The sequence below is a fragment of the Ureibacillus sp. FSL E2-3493 genome, from assembly GCF_038077515.1.
GTDB lineage: Bacteria > Bacillota > Bacilli > Bacillales_A > Planococcaceae > Ureibacillus > Ureibacillus halotolerans.
Window position 1 is genome coordinate 1,337,802 of the sequence record NZ_JBBOPK010000001.1, and the last position, 24,657, is coordinate 1,362,458.

Consider the following 24,657-nt stretch of genomic DNA (forward strand, 5'->3'; position numbering starts at 1 on the left):
GTGTGGAAAGGGGAATAGTTGAAATGGGGCATGTTCTCGATCTATTTCAAGATTTGATAAATGAATGTACGAGTGTACAAGAAGAAATTCACAAACTTAATTCTTTAGAATCGGATTTAAAGACTAAAAAGCTGGTACTTCAAAGTGCAGCTAATTTATCGAGTAATCAATCAGATATTGAATACTTTCATTCGGAAATTCAAAAGGTATATATAGAACAACAGAGAGTTACAAAAGAAAAAGCGCAACAACAAATGCGTTATCGAGATTTAGTAAGAAGAGTCAATGTAATTGAAACAGTAGCAAAACAATTTGAGCAAAAGGAATAGTCAGTTTCGTGGACTGTTTATCGTCAAATAAAAATTGTTCTTTATTTTAGTTGTACCATTAAATGTAAAACCGTTAAAATAAAGGTTGTCCTTAAAGATTGTAGTGAAATGGACAACCTTTTCCTTTATTTTATGTATATCATCGATATTTGCACTTATAATGACCATATAGAATAATTTTAATAGAAATTATAAAATATCTTGAATTAATGAAACTTTTCTATGTTGTATACGACAAAATTAATAGGAACGGAGGACTGATAGTTTGAAAGAGTCCATATTCCATCGTTTGTATGAATTGTATCATCAAGATGTCTTTCAATTTTTAATTTATTTAGTTAAAAATCGAACCATTGCAGAAGATTTATCCCATGAAGTATATGTAAGAGTATTAAAATCCTACGAGCGATTTCAGGGGAGAAGCTCAGAGAAAACATGGCTATTTGCCATTGCAAAAAATGTAGCCATCGACTATTTTAGAAAAAATACTGTTCGTTCTTCCCACAGTTTTAATGCTTTTAATTGGGAAACAGAACAACTCGTATCACCAACTAAATCTCCTGAAAGTTTTACCGAGCTCAATGACGAAATGCAGCAGTTATTAACCGCTTTAGAAAAATGTACTGGTGATCAAAAGATGGTCATCATTATGAGATATTTCCAAGAATTATCTATATCGGAAACAGCAGCGGTTTTAAATTGGACGGAAGGAAAAGTTAAAACAACACAACATCGGGCCATTAAACAACTTCGTGAGTTATTAACAACATCCAAAAAGGAGGCGAATCAACATGACTCATGACCAATGGGATGACGACAAAATTGAAAATCTATTATCCAATGTACCGAAAATTCATGATCAACGTTCAAAAGATGAAGTCCTCCAACGACTAAAGGAAGATGGACTTTTTGATGAGGAGCCTTTGAAGAAAACTAGAAAGAAATTTAATTGGATACCGATGGCCATTTCAATAGCTGCAGTCTGTTTAATCGCTATATTAGTTCCGTCAATGATGAACCAACATACTTCTGAAGAAACTACCGTAATGGATCGAGCAGACGATTCCTCTAGTGTTTCTAAGAACTCTATGATTGAATCAGAGGAATCGAAATCTAGTGAAGAAATGAATATAATGGGAACTGAGATGGCTGATCTTCGTACAGCTGTTTATCCTGATCAAATTGAAGGAAATACGATATTTAAATTAGGATTAGCTAGTGATGCTGCAGATAGTATCCCTGTAACCGTTTTAATTCCAAATGAAAGAATTCAGGAGGATTTTGGTAATAGTCAACCTACAGGGGTTGAGCTATATAACAAATATGCACCATTGTTTAACGAAGAGGCTATTGGATTTCATAATTATCATCCGTATGACGGGGAAATTACTGAACGGGATAATCAAGTTGTTCACACATTACCAAGTGATCAATTATATGATGTTGGAACTGGTTCACTTACAACTTATACAGCATCACTAGTAGATACATTTGGAGATCATTATGATGAAGTTGTTCAATTAGATGAAACTGGTTCACCCTTTATATTCAGTGAAGTAGGAGAATCATCACCAATTCCATTGAATGGTGAAACGACTCAATACAACTATTATCAATTTACACAGCCAGATGGTCAGAGCTATTTAGTGCCTAACTTTAGAGCTTTTTATTCAACCGTAGAAGAAGCGATTCTTACAATGAAAGAAAACACAAATGATGTTTATCAATCCGTTATTGTTCCGGATGTTGATTACGATGTAACGGTTGAACAGGATGTGGTTACTGTAACATTCACTGAACAATTGGATTTAATGACTCTTGATCAACAACAAGCGATGAAAATGATTGAAGGAATTTTATTAACCGCAGCAAATTTCAATATGAACGTACAATTTAAAAATGTAACCCAAACCGAATGGCAAGGTTTTGATTTTACTACAACATTACCAATGCCGGTCGGTGCAAATGAAATACCATATTCAACAGTTTTTCAATAAATAGCGTTTGAAAATAGGAAATAAAAGGAAAAGTTTTTCCTATTGAACTATCTTTACAATATTTCAATTTCGAGATATAATGTTAAAAAATAATATTGATTCATCTTCGGGGCAGGGTGAAATTCCCGATCGGCGGTAATAGAAACTCATTCTCTTTTACATCGGAGGATTGCAATATAGTTTCTTAAGCCCGCGAGCTCAACTTAGAGCAGGATTTGGTGTGATTCCAAAGCCGACAGTATAGTCTGGATGGGAGAAGGTGAAGGTACGGTCTCTATATTCGTTTGTGGATAGGAAACTGTATGTGGAAGTATCGTTTGTACATTGTCGTATAACTTTACTTTTATTTAGCGTACCCTTTATAATACGCTTGTTTTCGCATACTTATTTTCTTATTTTTAATGTGCCTATTTCTCCCTTATGCAATTTTGCATAAGGGATTTTTCATGGAGAAGGCGAATATAGATGAAGGCTGTCCTTTCTTCTTGCGGGTTGAATCAGCAAAGAGGAGAGAAAGTAAATGAAAAATCAAAACCTTAAGTTACGTTCTTTTGTAACGATTGCCATGTTAAGTAGTATTTCTTTTATTCTGATGCTAATAAACTTCCCTTTACCGGGCTTCCCGGTATTTTTACAAATCGACTTTAGTGATACACCAGCTTTAATCGCAGCAATTACAATGGGACCGTTAGCTGGAATTTTAGTCGAACTGTTTAAAAATGTATTAGATTGGATTTTCTCAGGGACACCAACAGGGGTTCCGGTAGGTCATATGGCCAACTTTGTTACAGGTATTTTATTTATTTTACCTGTCTACTATCTTTATAAAAAGATACCTAAACTAGAAGGATTAATTTTAGGGTTAGCCGCAGGTACAGTCATTATGTCAGTAGGAATGAGTCTATTAAACTATGTAGCCTTTTTACCTATGTATTCTTACTTCCTTGGATGGGGTACTTTTGATATGAAAGAAACGATTGTGTTAGGTATTTTACCATTTAACTTTATAAAAGGAATTATGCTCATGATTGTAACGGTTTTATTATTCCGTACAATGAAAGTTTGGATCGAAAATCAACGAGCACAATATTTACTATAAATCAAAAGTTGTTCATTCATGTCATAAACTATGACGATAATGAACAGCTTTTTTATTTGAAAAAATTGATACAGAATGGCCCAACGTGAAAGCGTTGGGTTTTTTCGTTTTTTATGTCGTAAGCCCTTGATTATATAGGGAATTCGTTCCATCTAAAATTGCGATAAAAAAAATCTAAATTTCATATGTTATTTTTTCTAACATAGTATTGCTATTATACATAACATAGTTTAAAATAATGCTATGAAAGGGAGGAGATGTCGATGAGTCGAGAGTTTCGAAGAGCAATGCCGTTACTCCCTATTAGCATGGTAATGCAATTAACGGAGTTAACTGCGAGACAAATTCGATATTACGAGGAACATAAATTAATTGAGCCTGCAAGGTCAGAAGGCAATCGTAGAATGTTCTCATTAGATGATGTAGATGCATTATTAGAAATTCGTGAACTTCTCGATCAAGGGATTAACATGGCAGGAATTAAAAAAGTTTTTGATATGAGAAAAAACAACAATGTGAAATCTTCTAACAAACTATCTATTTCTGACGCAGAACTCCGCGCGATTTTACGTGAGGAAATGCAACAGGCACAAATTATGCAAAAGGCATCATTAAGGCAAGGGGATTTATCTCGCTTTTTTCAAGTAAAGGGTGAGTAAATTATATTTTTTAATTTAAAATTTTAGGAGTGTGGAAAAAGATGGCTAAGTACACAAAAGAAGACATTAAACAAATTGTGAAAGATAAAGGCGTAAAATATATTCGCCTACAATTTACAGACATTTTAGGTACGATTAAAAACGTAGAAATTCCTTTAAGCCAATTAGATAAGGCTTTAGATAACAAAATGATGTTTGACGGATCTTCCATTGAAGGTTTTGTACGTATTGAGGAATCAGATATGTACTTACAACCGGATTTAGATACTTTTGTTATCTTCCCTTGGACAGCGGAAAAAGGGAAAGTAGCCCGATTAATTTGTGATATTGTAAATCCGGATGGTACACCATTTGCTGGTGACCCACGCTCAAACTTAAAACGTGTATTAGGTAACATGGAAGAACTAGGATTTACAAGTTTCAACTTAGGACCAGAGCCAGAATTCTTCTTATTTAAATTAGATGAAAAAGGTAACCCAACTCTTGAATTAAATGATGATGGAGGATACTTCGACTTAGCACCAACTGACCTTGGTGAAAACTGCCGTCGTGATATCGTGTTAGAATTGGAAGAAATGGGCTTTGAAATTGAAGCTTCTCACCACGAGGTAGCTCCTGGACAACACGAAATTGATTTTAAATATGCAAATGCTATAGAAGCGTGTGATAATATTCAAACTTTCAAATTAGTAGTTAAAACAATCGCTCGTAAACACGGTTTACATGCGTCATTTATGCCAAAACCACTATTCGGCGTAAACGGTTCTGGTATGCACTCGAACTTATCATTGTTCAAAGGAAACCAAAATGTATTTTGGGATGAAAATGCAGAATTAGAGCTATCTGATACTGCTCGTGCATTCATGGCAGGTATTATGAAACATGCGAAAGCATTCACAGCTGTAACAAACCCATTAGTAAACTCTTACAAACGTTTAGTACCAGGCTATGAAGCACCATGTTATATTGCTTGGTCTGCTCGTAACCGTTCACCGTTAATTCGTATTCCTGCATCTCGTGGATTATCTACTCGTGTTGAATTACGTTCAGTTGACCCAGCAGCGAATCCTTACTTAGCTTTAGCAGTGCTTTTAGAAGCTGGTTTAGATGGAATCCGTAACGGTTTAACACCTCCTCCTCCAGTAGATCGTAATATTTATGTGATGAATGCGGCTGAGTTGAAAGAAACTGGTATTGAAAGTTTACCGGGATCACTACTAGAAGCTTTACAAGAATTAGAAAAAGATGAAGTGATTAAAGGTGCTCTAGGCGAACATATTTATTCGAACTTTAAAGAGGCGAAAGAAATTGAATATGATATGTTCCGTACAGTTGTACATCCTTGGGAACGTGACCAATATTTAAAAATGTATTAATTTATTGTTGTAAATGCCCCATTGCTAATACTCCACCTATTTTGGAGTATTAGTTAATGGGGTTTTTTATATTTTAAGAACTTTACATGATATTTAATAAAGTTCATATACTAATGATAATCATGCATGAAATAGGAGAGTTATTGATTGAGAAAACAATTATTATCTGCTGTTTTAACGGGGCTCATTGTCATTGTTCTTTTCATTACAATATATACAAATATGGCTGAATCGAAAGGTACTCCACTAACTATTGATGAGGCAATCCAATCGAATCTTTTGCAAGAACTTCCAAGTGAAGACGAAGGGTCTAGAGGAGATAATCCTACTATTTCTTATCGAATCATTGAAGAACCGGTTATCGGTGATACCCATGGAGAAGAAGGACATGCCCATGCTCATGACCATAATGATGCTCATGAAGAGGGAAGTATACAACCAGAAGTTCGAACGATGAATACGAAAGCGCCTGATTTTGAATTGAAAACATTAGCTGGTGACACAGTGAAACTTTCAAATTTAAAGGGAAAAAAAATATTCATTAACTTTTGGGCAACGTGGTGTCCTCCGTGTGTAGAAGAAATGCCTACAATCCAACATTTTTATGAAAGTTATGCTAAAGAACATAATGTAGAAATTTTATCCGTTAATGCGACAGATTTAGAAACGAACAAAGAGAAAGTGAAACAATTTGCAAACAAACATGGTATTACCTTTCCTATTTTATTAGATGAAGGCGGGAATACATCCATTGCTTATGAAGTTCTTACAATCCCAACGAGTATTATTGTGAATGAAGAGGGAATTATTGTAGAACAAATTATTGGTCCGGTTACAGAAGAGCTATTATTAGAGAAATTAAGTAAGTAAATGAAAAATAGGACTTCTTTATGCAAAGTATGCATAGTGAAGTCCTAAATTTTATCCCATAATATTATATCCAGAATCAACGTAAATCGTTTCTCCCGTAACACCGCGTGACAAGTTACTTAACATAACAAGAGTCATATCTGCTACTTCTTCTTGATTTGTATTACGTTTCAATGGAGATAGTTCTTCGATTTTGTGTAATGCTGTGTTAAAGCTTGGTACACCTTTGGCTGCTAACGTACGAATAGCACCTGCAGATATTGCGTTTACACGTATACCTTCGGAACCAAGATCTGATGCAAGATATTTCATTGCAGATTCTAATGCAGCTTTTGCAACACCCATTACATTATATCCTTCAAGCACTCGTTGTCCACCTAAATAACTCATTGTGACGATGGAAGCACCTTCTGTCATATATGGTAGGGCCGCTTTTGCCACTGCAATTAACGAATATGCGCTTGTATCTTGAGCAAAGGCATATCCTTCACGAGATGTTTCAACAAAACGATTTTTTAAATCTTCTGCATGGGCAAAGGCAACGGAATGCACAATTCCATGAATGACACCGAATTGTTCACCAATTTGAGTAAAGGCTTTTGAAATGCTTTCATCACTATTTACATCACATTCGATAACAGCTGTTTTATGTTCTGTATAATCAGCTAAAACTTTTTCAATTTTTCCTTTTGAACGTTCTTTTCGATAAGTAAAGATTACGTTTGCTCCTACTTCTAAAAGCTTCTTTGCAATTCCCCAAGCGATACTACGCTCGTTTGCAACACCCATTACGACAATATTTTTATCTTTTAACTGTAAAATGTCCATCCAATGTACCCCTTTATCGAATAATGTTATATCAGTTATTAGTACCAACTACTAATTTCAGTTTAACAGTTCTATCATTAAAAATCAATGCTATTTAAGTAACTTGCATAACAAAATAGTTGACTGCTATTTTGTTATGCAATATAGTATTAAACAGAGGGTATCTTGTAAAGCAAAATAGTGAGGTGAGAATCGCTTTGTCCATACGAAGTCAGTTGTTAAAAGGTATTTTAGATGGTTGTGTTTTATCGGTTATTGAAAAAGAAGAAGTATACGGCTATGAATTGTCACAAAAACTGCAGCAGCTTGGTTTAAAGGATATAAGTGAAGGTACGATTTATCCCGTATTATTACGTTTGCAAAAAAGTCAGTGGATTAACGGAAAAATGCGACCATCCGATACTGGCCCAAATCGGAAATATTATTCTTTAACCGATAAAGGAAAGGTGGCCCTTGAATCAATTCGTAAGGAATGGGAGCTATTAAGTAGGCCTATTACAAATATATTAAGAGGTGATGAGAATGACGTTAACAATTAAAAAAATGGTGAAACAAAATAATGAAAAACGCAATTTATTAACACCCGAAAATAAAACGTATTATGAAAATATGCTTCTGTATATTCGAACAAATGCATTTAAAGATGAAAAGGCGACGGAAGAAGTGTTGCTGGAAATGTTAGACCACTTACTCGAGGCACAAAAAGAAGGGAAAAAGGCAGAGGAAGTGTTTGGAAAGGCACCTCAACAACTCGCTCAAGATATTATCGAATCCCTTCCGAATGAATCGGTAAAAAAAATAATGGGATTTAGTTTGGAAATCATATTAACATTATTTGGTTGGTATTTAGTGGCTTGGGGTGCTCCGGATTTAATTTTAAAGGAAGGCTCTACAATTTATTTAGGTACGGCTTCAGTCTCTATCGTGTTAATTATTGGAAGCTTAGTCGGTCTCATTTATTTTATATTTGCTGTATTAAAAAAGAATGCATTTACGAGCAAGAAAAAGAAAAACAAAGTTACTTGGGGTTTAGGCATACTATTTAGTTTAGTTTGGGCAGGTGTTATACTTTTAAATATTTTTGTTAAACCTTTTGGACCGGCTATTGATATACATTATTATACTGCCTTCGGACTTGGCTGTTTCTTAATATTAGCATCCTATTTATTTAAAAAAACCCGTGAAGCAAAATAAACAAAAAGGTAGGCAAGGGTAAATCCCTTTCCTACCTTTTTATATGAATGAATTATTCGTATTTTAAAGGATCGCCCTCAAATGATTCGTCTGCTACTTTGATAGAATCTGTCGGACAGCCTTCAAATGCATCTTGCATATCCTCTAGTAGATCTTCTGGTACTTCAGCTGTACCCATGTTATCATCTAAAATAACGAAGGCAATTCCTTCATCATCATAATCATAAATATCTGGGGCTGCAGCACCACAAGCGCCACAAGCAATACATGTATCTTTATCAACAATTGTATATTTTGGCATAGTATTCTCTCCTTTTTAACGTGCGCTCCAATCAAGCTTCTTTTCTATTCTAAAACTGTTTAATCGACTTTTCAACATAATACTACGAAATGGAGGGGTTGATTTTTGATATTTGAACAAATTCTTTTACAAATTTTCCACAATTTCAATCAAGAACGAACGATTTCCGCACCTTTCCATTTACTAAAAGGTAAACGTTCAGGCCAAACAATACAAGATGTGGGAATATATCATTTACATAAGTTTTTTAGTATTTTACCGAAATTGTCAAGACCTCATTACGACGAGAAACTGAATTCATTAATAGAAGAACATTATTTAATCGTCCATGATGAAGGTAGCTATGAGCTGACAGATAGTGCAAGAGAATTTGTAAAGGATAGGGAAAAGTATTATTTTAATGGGTGGTATTATAGAGGGAATGAGCATATTTTTTTTGCTAGACTTTCATTGATTGTGCAATCCCTCTCTCACCATGGGGCAGGTCGAATGTCTTTTACCCCTATTCAAAAGGACGATCATATTCAACATTGGGTTCGACAGTTTTTACTTATAAATCAATATAAAGAAGGTAATTTACAAAAAACGTTATTAGACGAAATAGTGGGGAGTCTTGAAAGTTCAAAAGTAGAAGAACGGGCAAAATCGATTGTCATTAACCGCTTGGCAGGTTTTCAAACGGCTGGCCTTACATGGCAGCAAATCAGTTATCAAGAAAATTTATCTGAAATGGATGTTCAATTAATTTATATTTCTACTTTACATAGTTGGATTACCCAAATTTCAAATCATCCGGAGCAATATTTATTACTAAATCAACTTGCAAAAGATATTCGAGTCGTTATTCCTTTAAGTGGTTCTGCTCATCAAACAGCCGAACTCTTCCGTAAAGGGTATTTAATAGAAGAAATTAGTCATATCCGCCGGTTAAAGGTTAGCACGATTGAAGACCATATCGTTGAAATTGCGATGAATGATCCCGATTTTTCTATCGAACAATTTATTTCGAAAGAAGATATTAAAAAAGTAATGACGGCAGTCGATGATTATAATACGAGAAAACTAAAGATTTTACATGAAGTGGTTCCTCATTTATCCTATTTTCAAATACGACTTGTATTGGCGAGGGGGGAATAACGATGGAACTTGAGAAAGTTTTACAACATCATTTTGGCTATACATCCTTCCGTCCCGGCCAGAAAGAAGTTATTGAGCAAATTGTAAAAGGTAAGGATGTCATTGCGTTGTTGCCTACGGGAATGGGGAAGTCATTATGTTATCAGCTTCCGGGATATATATTTAACAAACCGGTTTTAATCATTTCTCCATTATTATCGTTAATGCAAGATCAAGTTGATCAAATTAAACAACTGAAGGAAAAAAGGGTAGTGGCCTTAAATTCTTTTTTGAACGCCACTCAGAAAAAAGTAACGATACAACATTTACACCAATATCGGTTTATATTTATTTCACCTGAAATGTTATTGCAACCCCAAGTCCAACAGAAGTTAAATTCAATGGAGTTATCATTGATTGTTGTTGATGAAGCTCACTGTATTTCCCAATGGGGATTTGATTTTAGACCAGATTATTTACGAGTTGGTGAAGTGATGGATAAAGCGAATCGGCCACCAATTTTAGCTTTATCGGCAACTGCTACACAAAAAGTGTTAGGTGATATCGAATCTTATTTAAAGATGAATGAACCATTTACATTTATTCATTCCGTTGATCGTCCGAATATTCATATGGGTAGAGTATTGTTTCAAAACAGAGAGGAAAAATTGGATTGGATTTTGGAACACGTGTTGGAAACAGCAGGTCCGGGAATTATTTATACCCAATCTAGATCAAAAACTGAAAGTATAAGTGAAAGATTGCTTCAAATGGGAATTTCAACGGCTGCCTATCATGGTGGGAAAGATACGTTAGATCGACAATTCATTCAACAACAGTTTATCGACGGTTCCTTAGAATGGATTGTTGCGACGAATGCTTTTGGAATGGGCGTACATAAACAAAATGTTCGGCAAATTATCCATGAATCAATCCCATCGAATGTTGCCAATTATATGCAAGAAATAGGACGAGCAGGCCGAGATGGAAAGGATGCTCTTGCAATTCTTCTTTTTGCGGATGGAGACGATGAGTTTGCGAAATTTGTCGGAATCGATGATTTTCCAAATGAAGTACACGTAGATCTTTATCTAGAGTATCGTAGGAGGAATGAATCCCCTTCAACTATGATTCAAAATGGGGAAATTTCTGAGACGGCATATCGAGTGTTAGATTATTGGATGCACCAAATCCATCCAAATGAAGTGAAACATCAATTATTAACGATGAAAACTGATAAAATAAGAGCTGTTGAAGAAGTAGTCAATTTAATTCGAACAAAAAGTTGCATGAGAGAAAAGCTTGTCCACTATTTTGGACAAAATTTAATGGAAAAACCATCAGATTGTTGTGAATGTTGTGGGTTAGATTATCACAATATTATTCAAAAACGGGAAAGTTTCGAACAGGATGAAACGGCGGTTTCTTGGAAAAAAAGACTCGAAACGATTCTTTTAGGTTTTTCGTAAATATATGTTAAAAATATCGATTTGTCGACAAAAATCTATTAAAATATTCACCTCGATTATTTACATTTTAAAGAAATTTCGTCATAATTAGAGAAAGATAGTTTTGGAGGTGGCACTGATGAGTAATGAAGATTACAGAGAAAAAATCGAAGAGCATCGTCAAACAATCGAAATGGAAGAAAAAAAATCTAGAATGTCACGATCTAATCGAAATAAAATAAAGAAAAAAAGAAAATTTTCATTAATGAATGCACTAGTTATTTTACTACTTGGAATTCCATTATTGTTACTTATATACGTATCTGCTTTTTATGATCCAGGTAAACATGAAGTAGCAGAAGTAGAAAAAAATAACGATACACTCGTTGAGTTTCAAACAAATAATACCGTATCTGCAAGTGCGAAGGAAAAGGAACCTGAAGTAGCGCAAGAGCAAGATGCCGAAAAAGAGGCTGCTGAAGCAGAGGCTGCGAAGAAAGCAGAAGCTGAAAAACAAGCCGCTGAAGAAGCGGCGAAAAAAGCGGAAGCCGAAAAACAAGCTGCTGAGGAAGCAGCGAAAAAAGCAGAAGCCGAAAAACAGGCTGCAGCGCAAAAAGAAGCGGAAGCGAAAAAACAAGAGGCTGAAAAACAATCGAGCGGTAAGGTACATACAGTCCAACCAAATGAAAATTTATTCCGTATTGCATTAAAGTATTATAATGATGCAAGTGGTGTAGAGAAAATTAAACAAGCTAATAATTTATCTTCTAATGACGTTTACGTAGGGCAAACTTTAATTATACCGTAACTAAGATTTTCTATCCGTTTGATGAATCCATGGCTATCTTTGCTTTTTCTGGACAGATTAATGATTTTGGATTAATCTCAACTGTATAAAGATTACATATTCGGTTGGAGCCGAATATACTAAAAAGACGATGGTAACTTACCTCGTCTTTTTGTTTTTGAAACGGAGGGTTTATAATTTTTTTGTTTGTCCTAATAATGGTAATCGTCGTGTTTTTACTCTTTATGTATAAACAGGCCAATGAAAACAATGTATTACATCATGAAATTTCTTTACTTGGTGAACCGGAACAAGTTTCCCTTTTTTTCATCTCGGATGTCCATTTAAGGAAAATTCATGTCCCAATGATTGAACAAATTTCTAAACGATTTGATGCGGTCATTATTGGTGGAGATTTTGCCGATAAACGAACACCCATTGAACGAATCTATCAAAACATTGAACTGCTTCAAAGGTTAGGTCCGCTCTATTTTGTTTGGGGAAATAATGATCGTGAAGTTGGCGAAGTAACATTGCGGAACATTTTTAAGGAGACGGGTGTCCACATAATAGAAAATGACGCAATTATACTTCCGAATATGAAAAATCGATGTTGGATAAGTGCCATCGATGATACGTCTACGGAAAATGAAGATTTCGATCTTGCGTTTGAAAAATGCAGGGGAGAGGAAAATGTTATTTTTATTTCCCATAACCCGGAAGTATTTCGTGAAGTACGCCATAACTTCCATACAAAATTAATGTTAGGTGGACACTTCCATGGTGGCCAAATTCGATTTGGTTCGATAGGAATGTTACCCCATGGTTCATTTTCTATTAGAGATGGTGTATTTACGCTCATTAGTAATGGATATGGTACGACGATGGTACCATTCCGTTTAGGAGCAAAACCCCAGTGTCACATTATTGACTTGCATTTTCATGATACAATAAAGTAGTAAAATAAATTTATATAGTTGGTAAGTTGTTTTAAGGAGAGGTTAAGATGCAAACTGTAGACGCTATAATCGTAGGGGGAGGTCCTTGCGGTTTATCTGCTGCAATAGAATTACAAAATATCGGATTAAAGCCAATTGTCATTGAAAAAGGGAATGTGGTAAATGCTATTTATCATTATCCAACTCATCAAACCTTTTTTAGTACAAGTGAAAAATTAGCTATTGGTGATGTGCCTTTTATAATAGAGGAACGAAAACCCCATCGAAATCAGGCGCTTGTTTATTATCGTGAAGTAGTGAAAATGAAAAACATTCAAGTTAATGCCTTCGAAAAAGTGGAATCAGTTGTAAAAGGTGAAAATCAATTTACGGTAAAAACCGATAAAGAAGTATACGAAACACCATACGTTATTCTGGCAACAGGTTATTATGATCAGCCGAATTATATGGATATTCCAGGTGAAAATTTACCAAAAGTTTTTCATTATTTTAAAGAAGCCCATCCATTTTTTGATACAGATGTACTCGTAATTGGTGGGAAAAATTCTGCGGTGGATGCTGCCCTGGAATTACATAAAGCAAAAGCTAGAGTTACTGTTGCGTATCGAGGTAGTGATTATTCTCCAAGTGTTAAACCTTGGATTTTACCGGAATTTGCATCCCTTGTTCGAAACGAAGAAATTACGATGCATTTTAATACGATTGTTAAAGAAATTCGGGAAACAGAAGTTGTCCTTTCAACAAACGGCATTGAGAAGGTCATTAAAAATGATTATGTTTTTGCTATGACAGGTTATCATCCTGATCATGACTTTATCCGTGCGATGGGTGTTGAAATCGACGCTGAAACTGGTAGACCATTGTATGATGTAGAAACAATGGAAACGAATATAGAAAATTTATATATTGCAGGTGTTCTTGCTGCTGGAAATAATGCGAATGAAATTTTTATTGAAAATGGAAAGTTTCATGGAGGATTTATCGCGAAGCACATTGAACAGAAAATGAATAATTCAAAGTAAAAACGAAAAGGTGTCTCAGTTTTTGAGACACCTTTTTGATTAGTTAATTAAAAAATTCCTTTAAATCAATCGGATTATTATGTTGATTTAATCCGATTAAAAGTTTTAAACGAGCTTTTTGGCCGTTGATTCCAGTGGCAAATATGACACCTAGGTTTTCTAGACTTTTTCCGCCACCTTCGTATCCATAAACTCCTTCAGCAATTCCGTTAAAGCAACGGGATACTAATATAACAGGGATATTTGCCTGTAGTAATTTTTGTATACCGACTGCAACATCAGGAGGGACATTACCTTGTCCTAACCCTTCGAGTACAACACCGTCATACTTCAAATCTAATATGGCTTCGATTAAATCCCTTTCCATTCCTGCATATACCTTTAATAAAGCAACCCGTTTTTCAATGGAGTTTACTTCTACATATCTTCGTTTAATCGGTGCTTGGTGAATGTGTACCATTTTTTTCGTTACTAACCCGATAGGACCGTATTGTGGGCTTTGGAACGTGTTGACGCTAGATGTGGAAGTTTTTGTAATGTTAAAGGCTTGATGAATTTCATCGTTCATCACAACGAGTACTCCTTTGTTTCTTGCGTCATCACTGCAAGCAACTTGTATTGCTTCTACTAAGTTATATACTCCGTCTGCACCGAGTTCATTGGATGAACGCATAGCACCAGTTAACACTATCGGAAATTCAAATTGAGTTGTTAAATCTAAAAAGTAAGCAGTTTCTTCTAACGTGTCTGTCCCGTGGGTAATAACGATTCCATCAACCACATGTTCTTGAGTGTATTGAACGATCGTATCTCGTAAATAAAGCATTTCTTTGGGCGTAATATGGGGTGAAGGATAATTAAATACTTCCATTTCACGGATATTCGCATATTTGGAAAGCTGTTCACTTACACCTAAAAGTGGATTTTTGTCGTTAGGGAGAACTGCCCCCTTTTCATTCATCTTCATTGAAATGGTACCACCTGTATGTAGCAATAAAATATTTTTTGCCATAAAAATTTCCCCTCTAATTCATTTTTTCGTGAGCTAATAATGATATAATAACATTAATGAGTTTTGAAAGGAGCGTAGCCAAAAAATGTTCATATTGTTTTCTGCTGCGATTGCTCCTGGGTTAGCGCTGCTTAGTTATTTTTATTTAAGAAATCAGATGGCGACCGAGCCGAGAAAAACGTTGTTACAAGCTTTTCTTTTCGGGACGTTAATTACTTTCCCGATTATGTTTATACAATATGTAGTAAAAACAGAAGATACTTTTTCCAACCGTTTTATCACTGAAGTATTATTTTCAAGTGGACTCGAGGAGTTTTTTAAATGGCTCGTCATCTTTACCGTTATTCTTAGACATATTGAATTTGACGATCCATATGATGGCATTCTTTACGGTGCAAGTGTTTCCCTCGGATTTGCAACGGTTGAAAATGTTCTCTATTTAATATCCTTTGGAATAAATACGGCTCTAATGAGGGCGATTTTACCAGTATCGAGCCATGCATTATTTGGAGTCGTAATGGGCTACTACTTTGGTAAAAGTAAGTTTGCTAATAATGATAAAAAAACAGAGTACTTAATTCTTTCTATTTTAACGCCATTTTTACTACATATCATTTATAATTCTATTTTATCCTTTAAAGGCTATTGGGTATATTTGATTGCTCCGTTTATGTTTTATTTGTGGTGGTTAGCATTGAAAAAAGTAAAATTAGCCCATCAACATTTAGTACAACATTTATTTGAACAAAATAAAATTTAATAAGAAAACAAATGGCGAGTAGAATGAACGATCGCATTTGTTTTATAACAATTGGTTGATTCAAACAAAAATGAATCAACCTTTTTTATTTGGTAAAACGTATAAAACGAAATGATTTTTACATGCTATGAGAAAGGAGTGAAATACATGGTAAGAAGTATCTTTATGTCTGTCATTTTAATATTTGGCACATTAGCTGTAGTAAATCCAAATCAAACATTCGCATTTTCAGGTCAAGTAGTCGAACGTGGAGCTTTTGGAGATGATGTGATTGAATTACAGGCAAGGTTACAATACTTAGGATTTTATAATGGGAAAATTGATGGGATATTCGGTTATGGGACATATTGGGCTCTTCGAAATTTCCAAGAACAATACGAACTTGATATAGATGGTATTGCAGGAGCTAAAACAAAGGAACAGTTAGTTTCTGTTAGTGAATATCATAGAGATTGGGTGCATGAACAAATTGAAAAAGGTAATCGTTTTACCCACTATGGAGGAGTTCCTTTAGCAGAACAAACTACTGGAGGGGCAGGTTCATCTGAAAGTACCGACGTGCAACTTCCAGCAAAATATACAGAACGTGATTTGCAATTAATGGCAAATGCTGTATATGGTGAAGCCCGTGGTGAACCTTATGAAGGGCAAGTTGCCGTTGCAGCCGTTATTTTAAACCGATTAGAATCACCAGATTTTCCAAATACGATTTCGGAAATTATTTTCCAACCTGGTGCCTTTACAGCAGTAGCTGATGGTCAAATTTGGTTAACACCTAATGAAAGAGCCCGAGAAGCCGTTCTAGATGCTATGAATGGTTGGGATCCTACTGAAAATGCTCTTTATTACTTTAACCCAGAAACAGCAACAAGTGATTGGATTTGGTCGAGACCGCAAATTAAAAAAATCGGTGAACATATATTCTGTTATTAAAGGAGGGACAACATGAAAAGTGCTATTTATTTACTTTCTATTGCCGTGTTAGCGCTAGGGTTATATTCATTTGAAGTAAGACAACAAAATACGCAACTTGAGCAAACAGTGCAAGCCCAATATACAAATGCATTAACAAATGCCTCTGAAAAACTATCTACACTTCAACGTTCTGTCTCTCAATCATTACTATTTCAAGACCAACATGCATTAGAGGCTGAGCTGGATAATATATGGCGAATAAGTAACGAGTTTCGATCTACGATCAGTAGTTTACCTTTAAGTAGGGAAGTAGCAAATGAATGGCTACGATATGTTGGAAATATCGGTGAAGAGGCTAAATATGCTTCAGATAACCGTGATTTTGAAGGTTGGCATGATAGAATGCAAGTTGTCAATCAAAACTTACAGTCATTATCCGATGAATGGACTGTAGCCACATCCAATTTCTATCAAAATGATGCTGATTTATCCCAATGGACAAACGTAGCTGAAAAAGAAACGGAGCAATCACCATTTAAAAATGTTGCTTCCAATTTAAAAACTTATTCGGAAACAGATTTCCCTTTAACAGCAAGTGAATCGGATTGGTTAAAGAAAAGGGATTTACAAAATTTAGATGATAAAGAAATTACAAAAGAACAAGCAATCGAACGATTAGAAATACTTATTCCAGGAATCAAGGATGCTACTTATACTGTAACGAAAAGTAAAGAAGATGCACCTTACCCGTTCTACCATATTCAATTTGTAAAAGGTAGTCGCATTGGATATGCCGATATTACCGTAAAAGGTGGGCATATTTTATCCTTCTTATCAGAACGACCGATCCAGGAACAAAAAGGTGTTAGCCAACAACAAGTGAGGGATTTAACAAATGAATTTTTAAAACGTGCTGGCTATAATGATGTGCAAATAGTTGAAATGCGTGAAAATCATCAAGCATGGCACATTGCTTTAGCTCGAGTTGTTGGAAAAGATAAGGCATTTGTATATCCAGATGGTATTCAATTGAAAATATCAAAGGATAGCGGCGAATTATTAGGATTAAATGCGATGGAATATGTTCAAAGGGAAGAAATTAACGAGGATCAAAAAGTTGTTCCGATTAATTGGAAAACGTTCTTCCGCCCGGGTACTCATGTAGAAGAAGAAAAGTTAATTTACACAGAAAATGAAGCATTCCAACTTAGAAAATGTTATGAAGTCATCGCAAGGTTTGATAGTAAACAAAATGAAACCTTTAGAATTGTCGTGGATACTGAAAATCACGATGTTTTAAAAGTCGAATATATGCCATAGTAAAAAAATACTAAACGCCCTAGAAAAAAACGGGTTTTCGTGCAATAATTAGTTATTATTATTGTGCGAGGGGATTACTATGGATCTAAAAGTTGGTACTGTCTTAACTTTAGAGCAGAAAATAACTGAAAAAGAAGAAAAATTCCATTGTAAAATTGTCGAAATAAAAGACAATATCGTTTATATTGACTATCCAAAAAGTTCACTAACAAAAAAAACCGCTTTTTTAGTGGATGGTTCCGAATATTATGGAACATTTATTTCTGAAGGTAATGTTAGTTTTGCTTTTAAAACGAAAGTAATCGGAAGAAAAATGGGTACAATTCCGACAATAATGTTATCGCTTCCTGAGCAAGAAGAAATTATGAAAATCCAAAGACGGGAATTTGTAAGAGTTCAAACGTCTATTGATGTAGCAATTGAATATAACGATGGATATTTTCAATTTGTTACGGAAGATATAAGTGCCGGAGGTTTACTAATTCGACTTAAGTCGGATGTACCCTTTAATGAAGGTGAAATCGTTCCATTAACTATTGTTTTACCTTTTGCAAATGGGGATATGCGATATGTCCGTACAAATGCAGAAGTTATTCGAATTTTTGAAAGGGATACAATTCGTCTAGCATCACTACAACTTGTAGAAACGGACGAAGTAGATAAGCAATATATTGTTCGATTTTGTTTTGAACGTCAATTGATGATACGAAAAAAAGAATCGAGCCCGATTTTAAAAAGCCCTATTTCTTAATAGTGGCTTTTTTCTTTTAGCGGATATTTTCATTTCCGAGGTGGATTTGAGAAAGTAATTACTAAGTAAATATGGTACAATGTACAGGGAAAGTAGGGATATTATGGTTAAGAAAATTCAAATTGCAATCGATGGTCCAGCAGGTGCTGGCAAGAGTACGATTGCAAAAATTGTAGCAGAAAACTTAGGCTATACGTATATTGACACGGGAGCTATGTATCGTGCAGTTACGTATAAAGCATTAAAACAAAACATAGAATTAAGTGATGCAAACTCTTTAGAAGCAATGTTATTAAAAACAAGCATTGTTCTAAAGCCATCTTCAAAGGGACAACTTGTTTTCGTAGATGGAGAAGATGTGACTCAATTAATCCGTTCCAATGAAGTAACCGCAAACGTCAGTGAAGTGGCTGCCCATGCAAATATTCGTGAAATACTCGTAGCAAAACAGCAGGAACTTGCAGCGAATGGCGGAATTGTAATGGATGGACGAGATATTGCAACCCATGTATTAAAGGATGCTGAATTAAAAATCTTTATGTCAGCTTCTGTTGAGGAAAGAGCGAGAAGACGTTTTATTGATAATGAAAAACGGGGTATTCCATCTACAATTGAAAAATTGAAGGAAGAAATTGCTTTACGGGATAAATTAGATAGTGAGCGTGAAGCTTCACCTTTAATCCAAGCTGAAGACGCAATTTATTTGGATACAACGGAATTATCTATTGAAGAAGCTGCCAACGAAATATTAAATTTAGCAAAGCAAAAAATGGAATAAACTTTATTTTTTTAATAGGTATAAAAAATTTTTTTCGTGAAATTTTTGATAATAAAGGAAAATTTTTTGTTTTTATGGACAATTTCGAATAAAATAGAAATTGGAAGATGCGAAGGAGGGTTACATATGTCTGAAGAAATGAACTTAGGATCAAACCAAGAATTTCGTGAAGGAGATATTGTGAAAGGTGTTGCTGCACAAGTGGAAGATAAAGCAGTAACAGTCTCGATTGAAGGTGCTCCTTTCGATGGTATATTACCAATCAGTGAACTTTCAAGCTTGCATATCGAAAAAGCTTCTGATGTAGTAGCGGTCGGAGATGAGCTAGAGCTGATGATTACCAAAGTGGAAGAGGAAAACTTTGTATTATCAAAACGCAAAGTAGATGCGCTAAAAGCTTGGGATAAGCTTGAAGCACAATTTGCATCAGGGCAAATTTTTGAAGCAGAAGTGAAGGATGTTGTGAAAGGTGGCCTAGTTGTTGATTTGGGCGTACGTGGCTTCGTTCCTGCATCTCTAGTTGAAGATTATTTCGTTGAAGACTTCGAAGATTATAAAGGGAAAACGTTATCGTTTAAAATTACAGAGTTAGATAAAGAAAAAGGGAGATTAATTTTATCCCATCGCGCTGTTCTTGAAGATCAAAAAGCGAATAAGAAGAAACGAGTATTTGAAGAAATTCATGCTGGTGATGTGTTAGATGGAACTGTACAACGATTAGCACCGTTTGGAGCTTTTGTTGATATTGGCGGTGTTGATGGTTTAGTACACATTTCACAAGTTTCTCATGAACATGTGGACGATGTGAGTACAGTTTTATCTGAAGGCCAAGCAGTAAAAGTGAAAGTGTTATCAGTTGATCCGGAAAATGAACGAATTTCCTTATCTATAAAGGATACTTTACCTGGACCTTGGTCAAATATTGAAGAACGAGTATCAAAGGGAAGTGTTTTAACAGGAACAGTTAAACGTTTAGTATCCTTTGGAGCTTTTGTAGAAGTGTTCCCTGGAGTTGAAGGACTCGTACACATTTCACAAATTTCACATAAACATATTAATACTCCACACGAAGAACTAAAAGAAAGTCAAGAGGTTGACGTAAAAGTATTAGATGTAAATGAAGCTGAAAAACGTTTATCTCTAAGTATTAAAGAGCTTCAAACGAACCCGGTAAAAGAAGAAGAGTTTGATTATGAACTACCGGAGGAAAACACTGGTTTCTCCTTCAGTGATGTGATCGGAGATAAATTAAAAGGTTTTACGAATAAATAAGATTGTTTATTATACAGGCGTGCATAATAAATGCATGTCTGTATTTTTTATTTTCATTAACAAAATATGACAGATATTATTGATTTGTAGTCAAAAAATGATATAATTTACATTTTCGTGTATAATACTAAAGATAAGAATTTGGAAGGATGAAGTACAGATGACAAAACCAGTAATCGCCATCGTAGGTCGTCCGAACGTTGGGAAGTCTACAATATTTAATCGTATTGTTGGAGAACGCGTATCAATCGTGGAAGATATTCCAGGTGTAACACGTGACCGCATCTATAGTTCGGCAGATTGGTTAACCCATGAATTTAACATTATTGATACAGGTGGAATTGAAATAGGAGACGAACCTTTTTTAGATCAAATTCGTTCTCAAGCAGAAATTGCTATACAAGAAGCAGATGTCATTATTTTTATGACGAATGGCCGCGAAGGTGTGACATTAGCTGACGAACAAGTAGCGAAAATTTTATATAAAACAAAAAAACCAGTTGTTTTGGCAGTCAACAAAATTGATAATCCAGACATGCGTGAAATGATTTATGATTTCTACTCCTTAGGATTTGGTGAACCATTCCCGATTTCCGGTTCCCACGGTTTAGGTATCGGGGATTTATTAGATGAATGTGCAAAACATTTCCCGAAAGAAGATGAAGAACAATATCCAGATGATACAATTAAGTTCAGTTTAATTGGTCGTCCGAATGTTGGGAAATCTTCATTAGTTAATGCTTTCCTTGGGCAAGAACGGGTAATTGTTAGTGATATAGCTGGTACAACTCGAGATGCTATCGATACGCCGTACTCTTACGATGGACAAGACTATGTCATCATCGATACAGCTGGGATGCGTAAAAAAGGGAAAGTATATGAAACGACAGAAAAGTATTCTGTACTAAGAGCGTTGCGAGCTATTGAACGATCCGACGTTGTCTTAGTTGTATTAAATGGGGAAGAGGGGATACAAGAGCAAGATAAAAAAATTGCAGGTTATGCCCACGAAGCTGGAAAAGCGGTCATTATTGTTGTGAATAAATGGGATGCAGTTGAAAAAGATGAGAAAACGATGAATCTCTATACACAACAAATTAGAGAACACTTCCTCTATTTACATTACGCACCAATCATTTTCGTTTCCGCTAAAACGAAACAACGGGTGCATCAAATTTTAAATATTGTACAACGAGTAAGTGAAAATCACGCGATGCGTATTCAATCATCCATTTTAAACGAAGTGATTGAGGATGCAGTAGCTCGAAATCCAGCTCCAAGGGATAAAGGGCGCCGTTTACGAATTTACTATACGACTCAGGTTGCAGTAAAGCCACCGACATTTGTTACATTTGTAAACGATCCTGAACTGATGCATTTCTCTTATGAACGTTTCCTTGAAAATCGAATTCGTGAGACGTTTGATTTTGAAGGTACGCCTATTCGCTTAATTGCACGTGCTCGCGAATAACCGTATTAGAGGGGGATAAACAAATGGAAAATGTAACGATATTAGGTGCTGGTTCTTGGGGGACTGCTCTAGCCATCGTGTTAGCTGAAAATGGCCACAATACCCTTTTATGGACCCATCGTATAGAACAAGCAAATGAAATTAATGAACAACATACAAATGAAAAATATTTACCTAATATACAATTGCCGACAAAACTAACGGCTACAGCAGATTTACAAGAAGCGGTAAACCATTCAAACATTATTGTTGTTGCTGTTCCGACAAAGGCTATTCGAGAAGTATGTCATTCAATGATGACCTTCTTGAACGATAAAAAATTATTTGTCCATGTTTCAAAAGGGATTGAACCAGATACATTAAAACGCATTTCTGAAATGTTGAAGGAAAATTTATCACCAGATGTAATAGAAGAAATTGTCGTACTATCTGGTCCTAGTCATGCGGAAGAAGTGGTATTACACCATCCTACAACGATTACAGCGGCATGCGGAAATTTAGAAATGGCAGAAAAAGTTCAAGATCTGTTTATGAACCAATATTTCCGTGTCTATACGAACGAAGATGTCGTTGGTGTTGAAATTGGTGGTGCATTGAAAAATGTGATTGCCTTAGCAGCTGGTGTTTCTGATGGTTTAAATTATGGTGATAATGCTAAAGCTGCGTTAATTACACGAGGATTAGCAGAAATTACTCGACTAGGTGTAAAAATGGGTGGTAATCCTTTCACTTTTGCCGGATTAACTGGAATGGGTGATTTAATCGCTACGTGTACAAGTGTCCATTCTCGAAACTGGAGAGCTGGTAACATGCTTGGGAAAGGCATGAAATTAGATGAAGTATTAGACAATATTGGGATGGTTGTAGAAGGGGTAAGAACGACAAAGGCTGCCTATCAATTATCTCAAGAATACGATGTGCCAATGCCGCTTACGACTGCACTTTATGATGTGTTATTCAACGACAAAGAACCTAAAGAAGCTGTCGATGAGTTAATGATTCGAATGAAAAAGCGAGAAATTGATATTTTATAAGGAAGATTTCATAATTTCTTCATTTGTTATATTGTGAAATAGGAGGTATGTTTAAGATACCTCCTATTCTTTTGGTATCGTCTAAAAGTATTTTTTATACATAGAAGTAGTTCGAAAGGTGGTTTTTTACTTGCAAAACTTGTTATCAATGAATTCTTTAACATTCTTAACAGCAAGGGGACCCCTTGCTAGTATGCATTCATTAGATGTTATGTGGGTTTCTTTTTACTCGATAGGAGCCATGTTATTATCCGTACTCATCGTTTCTATAACAAGAAAATGGGTTAATAATGGATGTTTATCTCTTCTTTTACGATTAATTGCTTTCGTAATTTTTGCAATCGGTTCCATTTTAATGATACTCGTTGTTTTTACATGGCCTAACTAATGACATATACAAATAGGTCGATAATCGGGAATAACATTTGAGGTGAGAAAAAATGATAAGAAAATGGAGCTTATTTTTGATGCTCGCATTAACAACCGTGTTATTATCAGGCTGTCTATTTCCTGAAGAGGAAAAAGTGGAAAATCAAGTGCCTGATGACATACAATTAGCCTCTGTTCAAAAGGCAGTGGAGGAATACCAAGCGGATACAGGAGTACTTCCAATTAAAAATCGTGATATGGATACGGATATGTTTATCAAATATCCGATTGATTTTGAAAAGTTAGCACCCAAATATTTAGCAAATGCTCCGGCAAATTCCTATGAAAAAGGTGGCATTTTCCAATATATTATTTGGGATCCAGAAAAAAACCCGACTGTTAAATTAGTAGATTTGCGAGCTGCAGAACGTATGCGCGAGTTAAATATTCGTTTTATGGGTTCCCAATACCCAACGTTTAAAGATAAAATTACCGATTACATTTATACAATTGATTTTAAAAAAATTGGATATAAAGAAGAATTGACTGTTCCTAGCCCGTATACGAATAATCAACTACCGATTATTGTAACAACGGAAGGGGATCTTTATGTAGATTATTCGATGGACTTAAATACTTTCATAAAAGAAAATAATTTAAAGCCTACTCCAGGAGAAGATATTCGAATGTTGTTAGTAGAAGCTTATCCAGTTGTACCAGCTTATTCATTGCCGTATACAGTAAATGAGAACAACGAACCAGTATTTATGTATGATCCAACAACTGAAGAAAAATAAACTATAAAACAAGGTGTCCTTAAATGTTGTCATATTTAAGGACACCTTTTCATATTTTTAAACAATGGAAAATTAGTCCATGCATTCTAGTAGAGGTCACTCACTAAATGAACTAGAGGAAAAAATAATCTATTTATTTTTCTGAAATTATACATGGTTGTTTCATAATTGAGGTAAGGCAATCATAAACTGA

At 35.1% G+C, this 24,657-nt stretch carries 27 protein-coding genes and 1 riboswitch; of the genes, 24 read left to right on the forward strand and 3 right to left on the reverse strand.

Translation table 11 applies throughout. The annotated features are described in order from the left end of the window. Positions 1–23 precede the first annotated feature (23 nt). From MHH69_RS06820 to MHH69_RS06850, 7 genes are all read left to right on the forward strand, one after another. Positions 24–329: a hypothetical protein gene (locus tag MHH69_RS06820; RefSeq protein ID WP_122973031.1), complete on the forward strand. Its 306-nt coding sequence runs from the start codon at positions 24–26 to the stop codon at positions 327–329. A gap of 265 nt (positions 330–594) precedes the next feature. Then, positions 595–1,131 carry an RNA polymerase sigma factor SigX gene (locus tag MHH69_RS06825; protein WP_122973032.1) on the forward strand — a complete coding sequence of 179 codons (537 nt, stop codon included), beginning with the start codon at positions 595–597 and terminating at the stop codon, positions 1,129–1,131. After that, positions 1,121–2,326, forward strand: a complete 1,206-nt coding sequence (locus MHH69_RS06830) for a hypothetical protein (protein ID WP_122973033.1) — start codon at positions 1,121–1,123, stop codon at positions 2,324–2,326. Before MHH69_RS06825 ends, MHH69_RS06830 begins: the two co-directional genes overlap by 11 nt. Before the next feature lie 98 nt (positions 2,327–2,424). After that, positions 2,425–2,591: riboswitch (FMN riboswitch) on the forward strand. Between the two features lie 255 nt (positions 2,592–2,846). Then, entirely contained in the window at positions 2,847–3,425 is a 579-nt protein-coding gene (locus tag MHH69_RS06835) for an ECF transporter S component (RefSeq protein ID WP_122973034.1), read from the forward strand. Positions 3,426–3,688: 263 nt separating this feature from the next. Further along, a complete protein-coding gene (locus tag MHH69_RS06840) occupies positions 3,689–4,084 on the forward strand; it encodes a MerR family transcriptional regulator (RefSeq protein ID WP_122973035.1) in 396 nt (131 codons plus the stop codon). A gap of 41 nt (positions 4,085–4,125) precedes the next feature. After that, positions 4,126–5,460 carry a type I glutamate--ammonia ligase gene (gene glnA / locus MHH69_RS06845; RefSeq protein ID WP_341361984.1) on the forward strand — a complete coding sequence of 445 codons (1,335 nt, stop codon included), beginning with the start codon at positions 4,126–4,128 and terminating at the stop codon, positions 5,458–5,460. A gap of 147 nt (positions 5,461–5,607) precedes the next feature. Continuing rightward, positions 5,608–6,330: a TlpA family protein disulfide reductase gene (locus MHH69_RS06850; protein ID WP_341361985.1), complete on the forward strand. Its 723-nt coding sequence runs from the start codon at positions 5,608–5,610 to the stop codon at positions 6,328–6,330. A 51-nt stretch (positions 6,331–6,381) separates the two neighbouring features. On the opposite strand, the gene MHH69_RS06855 is transcribed toward MHH69_RS06850, so the two are convergent. Then, positions 6,382–7,158, reverse strand: coding sequence for an enoyl-ACP reductase FabI (locus tag MHH69_RS06855; RefSeq protein WP_122973038.1), 777 nt, complete (start codon positions 7,156–7,158; stop codon positions 6,382–6,384). Positions 7,159–7,355: 197 nt separating this feature from the next. Between MHH69_RS06855 and MHH69_RS06860 the strand changes: the two genes are divergently transcribed. Further along, positions 7,356–7,697, forward strand: coding sequence for a PadR family transcriptional regulator (locus MHH69_RS06860; protein WP_341361986.1), 342 nt, complete (start codon positions 7,356–7,358; stop codon positions 7,695–7,697). After that, a complete protein-coding gene (locus MHH69_RS06865; protein WP_341361987.1) occupies positions 7,681–8,352 on the forward strand; it encodes a DUF1129 family protein in 672 nt (223 codons plus the stop codon). The genes MHH69_RS06860 and MHH69_RS06865 overlap by 17 nt, the downstream gene beginning before the upstream one ends. Positions 8,353–8,404: 52 nt before the next feature. Here the strand turns inward: MHH69_RS06865 and MHH69_RS06870 are convergent, their stop codons facing one another. Then, positions 8,405–8,653 carry a ferredoxin gene (locus tag MHH69_RS06870; RefSeq protein WP_097072328.1) on the reverse strand — a complete coding sequence of 83 codons (249 nt, stop codon included), beginning with the start codon at positions 8,651–8,653 and terminating at the stop codon, positions 8,405–8,407. A gap of 105 nt (positions 8,654–8,758) precedes the next feature. Here MHH69_RS06870 and MHH69_RS06875 point away from each other — a divergent pair, with 105 nt between their 5' ends. The 5 genes from MHH69_RS06875 (at position 8,759) to MHH69_RS06895 (ending at position 13,985) form a co-directional block, all read left to right on the forward strand. Continuing rightward, positions 8,759–9,790 carry a helix-turn-helix domain-containing protein gene (locus MHH69_RS06875; protein WP_341361988.1) on the forward strand — a complete coding sequence of 344 codons (1,032 nt, stop codon included), beginning with the start codon at positions 8,759–8,761 and terminating at the stop codon, positions 9,788–9,790. Between the two features lie 2 nt (positions 9,791–9,792). Further along, entirely contained in the window at positions 9,793–11,238 is a 1,446-nt protein-coding gene (locus tag MHH69_RS06880) for a RecQ family ATP-dependent DNA helicase (RefSeq protein WP_341361989.1), read from the forward strand. A 118-nt stretch (positions 11,239–11,356) separates the two neighbouring features. Continuing rightward, complete coding sequence (locus MHH69_RS06885; protein ID WP_341361990.1) at positions 11,357–12,025, forward strand: LysM peptidoglycan-binding domain-containing protein; 669 nt, start codon at positions 11,357–11,359, stop codon at positions 12,023–12,025. Positions 12,026–12,207: 182 nt separating this feature from the next. Next, a complete protein-coding gene (locus MHH69_RS06890; RefSeq protein WP_341361991.1) occupies positions 12,208–12,963 on the forward strand; it encodes a metallophosphoesterase in 756 nt (251 codons plus the stop codon). Positions 12,964–13,010: 47 nt separating this feature from the next. Further along, the gene (locus MHH69_RS06895) at positions 13,011–13,985 is read left to right on the forward strand and encodes a YpdA family putative bacillithiol disulfide reductase (RefSeq protein WP_341361992.1); all 975 of its coding nucleotides are present in this window, start codon (positions 13,011–13,013) and stop codon (positions 13,983–13,985) included. Positions 13,986–14,028: 43 nt separating this feature from the next. Here the strand turns inward: MHH69_RS06895 and MHH69_RS06900 are convergent, their stop codons facing one another. Then, the gene (locus tag MHH69_RS06900) at positions 14,029–14,997 is read right to left on the reverse strand and encodes an asparaginase (protein ID WP_122973049.1); all 969 of its coding nucleotides are present in this window, start codon (positions 14,995–14,997) and stop codon (positions 14,029–14,031) included. An 85-nt stretch (positions 14,998–15,082) separates the two neighbouring features. On the opposite strand from MHH69_RS06900, the gene prsW reads away from it, so the two are divergent. The 10 genes from prsW (at position 15,083) to MHH69_RS06950 (ending at position 24,464) form a co-directional block, all read left to right on the forward strand. Next, the gene (gene prsW, locus MHH69_RS06905; RefSeq protein ID WP_122973051.1) at positions 15,083–15,757 is read left to right on the forward strand and encodes a glutamic-type intramembrane protease PrsW; all 675 of its coding nucleotides are present in this window, start codon (positions 15,083–15,085) and stop codon (positions 15,755–15,757) included. A gap of 147 nt (positions 15,758–15,904) precedes the next feature. After that, a complete protein-coding gene (gene sleB / locus MHH69_RS06910; protein ID WP_122973053.1) occupies positions 15,905–16,690 on the forward strand; it encodes a spore cortex-lytic enzyme in 786 nt (261 codons plus the stop codon). A gap of 12 nt (positions 16,691–16,702) precedes the next feature. Next, positions 16,703–17,992 carry a PepSY1/2 domain-containing protein gene (locus tag MHH69_RS06915; RefSeq protein ID WP_341361993.1) on the forward strand — a complete coding sequence of 430 codons (1,290 nt, stop codon included), beginning with the start codon at positions 16,703–16,705 and terminating at the stop codon, positions 17,990–17,992. 79 nt (positions 17,993–18,071) lie between these two features. After that, on the forward strand, positions 18,072–18,743 hold the full coding sequence (locus MHH69_RS06920; protein ID WP_341361994.1) for a flagellar brake protein: 672 nt from the start codon (positions 18,072–18,074) through the stop codon (positions 18,741–18,743). Positions 18,744–18,846: 103 nt separating this feature from the next. Continuing rightward, entirely contained in the window at positions 18,847–19,521 is a 675-nt protein-coding gene (gene cmk / locus MHH69_RS06925; RefSeq protein WP_341361995.1) for a (d)CMP kinase, read from the forward strand. A gap of 126 nt (positions 19,522–19,647) precedes the next feature. After that, a complete protein-coding gene (rpsA, locus tag MHH69_RS06930; RefSeq protein ID WP_341361996.1) occupies positions 19,648–20,793 on the forward strand; it encodes a 30S ribosomal protein S1 in 1,146 nt (381 codons plus the stop codon). A 160-nt stretch (positions 20,794–20,953) separates the two neighbouring features. Continuing rightward, entirely contained in the window at positions 20,954–22,264 is a 1,311-nt protein-coding gene (gene der / locus MHH69_RS06935) for a ribosome biogenesis GTPase Der (protein ID WP_341361997.1), read from the forward strand. Between the two features lie 23 nt (positions 22,265–22,287). Then, positions 22,288–23,298 carry an NAD(P)H-dependent glycerol-3-phosphate dehydrogenase gene (locus MHH69_RS06940; protein WP_122973062.1) on the forward strand — a complete coding sequence of 337 codons (1,011 nt, stop codon included), beginning with the start codon at positions 22,288–22,290 and terminating at the stop codon, positions 23,296–23,298. Between the two features lie 130 nt (positions 23,299–23,428). Continuing rightward, the gene (locus tag MHH69_RS06945; RefSeq protein WP_241559363.1) at positions 23,429–23,686 is read left to right on the forward strand and encodes a DUF2768 domain-containing protein; all 258 of its coding nucleotides are present in this window, start codon (positions 23,429–23,431) and stop codon (positions 23,684–23,686) included. Positions 23,687–23,738: 52 nt separating this feature from the next. Beyond that, the gene (locus MHH69_RS06950; RefSeq protein WP_341361998.1) at positions 23,739–24,464 is read left to right on the forward strand and encodes a hypothetical protein; all 726 of its coding nucleotides are present in this window, start codon (positions 23,739–23,741) and stop codon (positions 24,462–24,464) included. The last annotated feature ends 193 nt before the right edge of the window (positions 24,465–24,657 follow it).

Bases quoted from the DNA above. Each gene is read 5' to 3' on its own strand.
- MHH69_RS06820 (WP_122973031.1), top strand. From the start codon at position 24: ATGGGGCATGTTCTCGATCTATTTCAAGATTTGATAAATGAATGTACG.
- MHH69_RS06830 (WP_122973033.1), top strand. From the start codon at position 1,121: ATGACTCATGACCAATGGGATGACGACAAAATTGAAAATCTATTATCC.
- MHH69_RS06835 (WP_122973034.1), top strand. From the start codon at position 2,847: ATGAAAAATCAAAACCTTAAGTTACGTTCTTTTGTAACGATTGCCATG.
- MHH69_RS06840 (WP_122973035.1), top strand. From the start codon at position 3,689: ATGAGTCGAGAGTTTCGAAGAGCAATGCCGTTACTCCCTATTAGCATG.
- glnA (WP_341361984.1), top strand. From the start codon at position 4,126: ATGGCTAAGTACACAAAAGAAGACATTAAACAAATTGTGAAAGATAAA.
- MHH69_RS06855 (WP_122973038.1), bottom strand. From the start codon at position 7,158: ATGGACATTTTACAGTTAAAAGATAAAAATATTGTCGTAATGGGTGTT.
- MHH69_RS06865 (WP_341361987.1), top strand. From the start codon at position 7,681: ATGACGTTAACAATTAAAAAAATGGTGAAACAAAATAATGAAAAACGC.
- MHH69_RS06870 (WP_097072328.1), bottom strand. From the start codon at position 8,653: ATGCCAAAATATACAATTGTTGATAAAGATACATGTATTGCTTGTGGC.
- MHH69_RS06880 (WP_341361989.1), top strand. From the start codon at position 9,793: ATGGAACTTGAGAAAGTTTTACAACATCATTTTGGCTATACATCCTTC.
- MHH69_RS06885 (WP_341361990.1), top strand. From the start codon at position 11,357: ATGAGTAATGAAGATTACAGAGAAAAAATCGAAGAGCATCGTCAAACA.
- MHH69_RS06895 (WP_341361992.1), top strand. From the start codon at position 13,011: ATGCAAACTGTAGACGCTATAATCGTAGGGGGAGGTCCTTGCGGTTTA.
- MHH69_RS06900 (WP_122973049.1), bottom strand. From the start codon at position 14,997: ATGGCAAAAAATATTTTATTGCTACATACAGGTGGTACCATTTCAATG.
- prsW (WP_122973051.1), top strand. From the start codon at position 15,083: ATGTTCATATTGTTTTCTGCTGCGATTGCTCCTGGGTTAGCGCTGCTT.
- sleB (WP_122973053.1), top strand. From the start codon at position 15,905: ATGGTAAGAAGTATCTTTATGTCTGTCATTTTAATATTTGGCACATTA.
- MHH69_RS06915 (WP_341361993.1), top strand. From the start codon at position 16,703: ATGAAAAGTGCTATTTATTTACTTTCTATTGCCGTGTTAGCGCTAGGG.
- MHH69_RS06920 (WP_341361994.1), top strand. From the start codon at position 18,072: ATGGATCTAAAAGTTGGTACTGTCTTAACTTTAGAGCAGAAAATAACT.
- cmk (WP_341361995.1), top strand. From the start codon at position 18,847: ATGGTTAAGAAAATTCAAATTGCAATCGATGGTCCAGCAGGTGCTGGC.
- rpsA (WP_341361996.1), top strand. From the start codon at position 19,648: ATGTCTGAAGAAATGAACTTAGGATCAAACCAAGAATTTCGTGAAGGA.
- der (WP_341361997.1), top strand. From the start codon at position 20,954: ATGACAAAACCAGTAATCGCCATCGTAGGTCGTCCGAACGTTGGGAAG.
- MHH69_RS06940 (WP_122973062.1), top strand. From the start codon at position 22,288: ATGGAAAATGTAACGATATTAGGTGCTGGTTCTTGGGGGACTGCTCTA.
- MHH69_RS06950 (WP_341361998.1), top strand. From the start codon at position 23,739: ATGATAAGAAAATGGAGCTTATTTTTGATGCTCGCATTAACAACCGTG.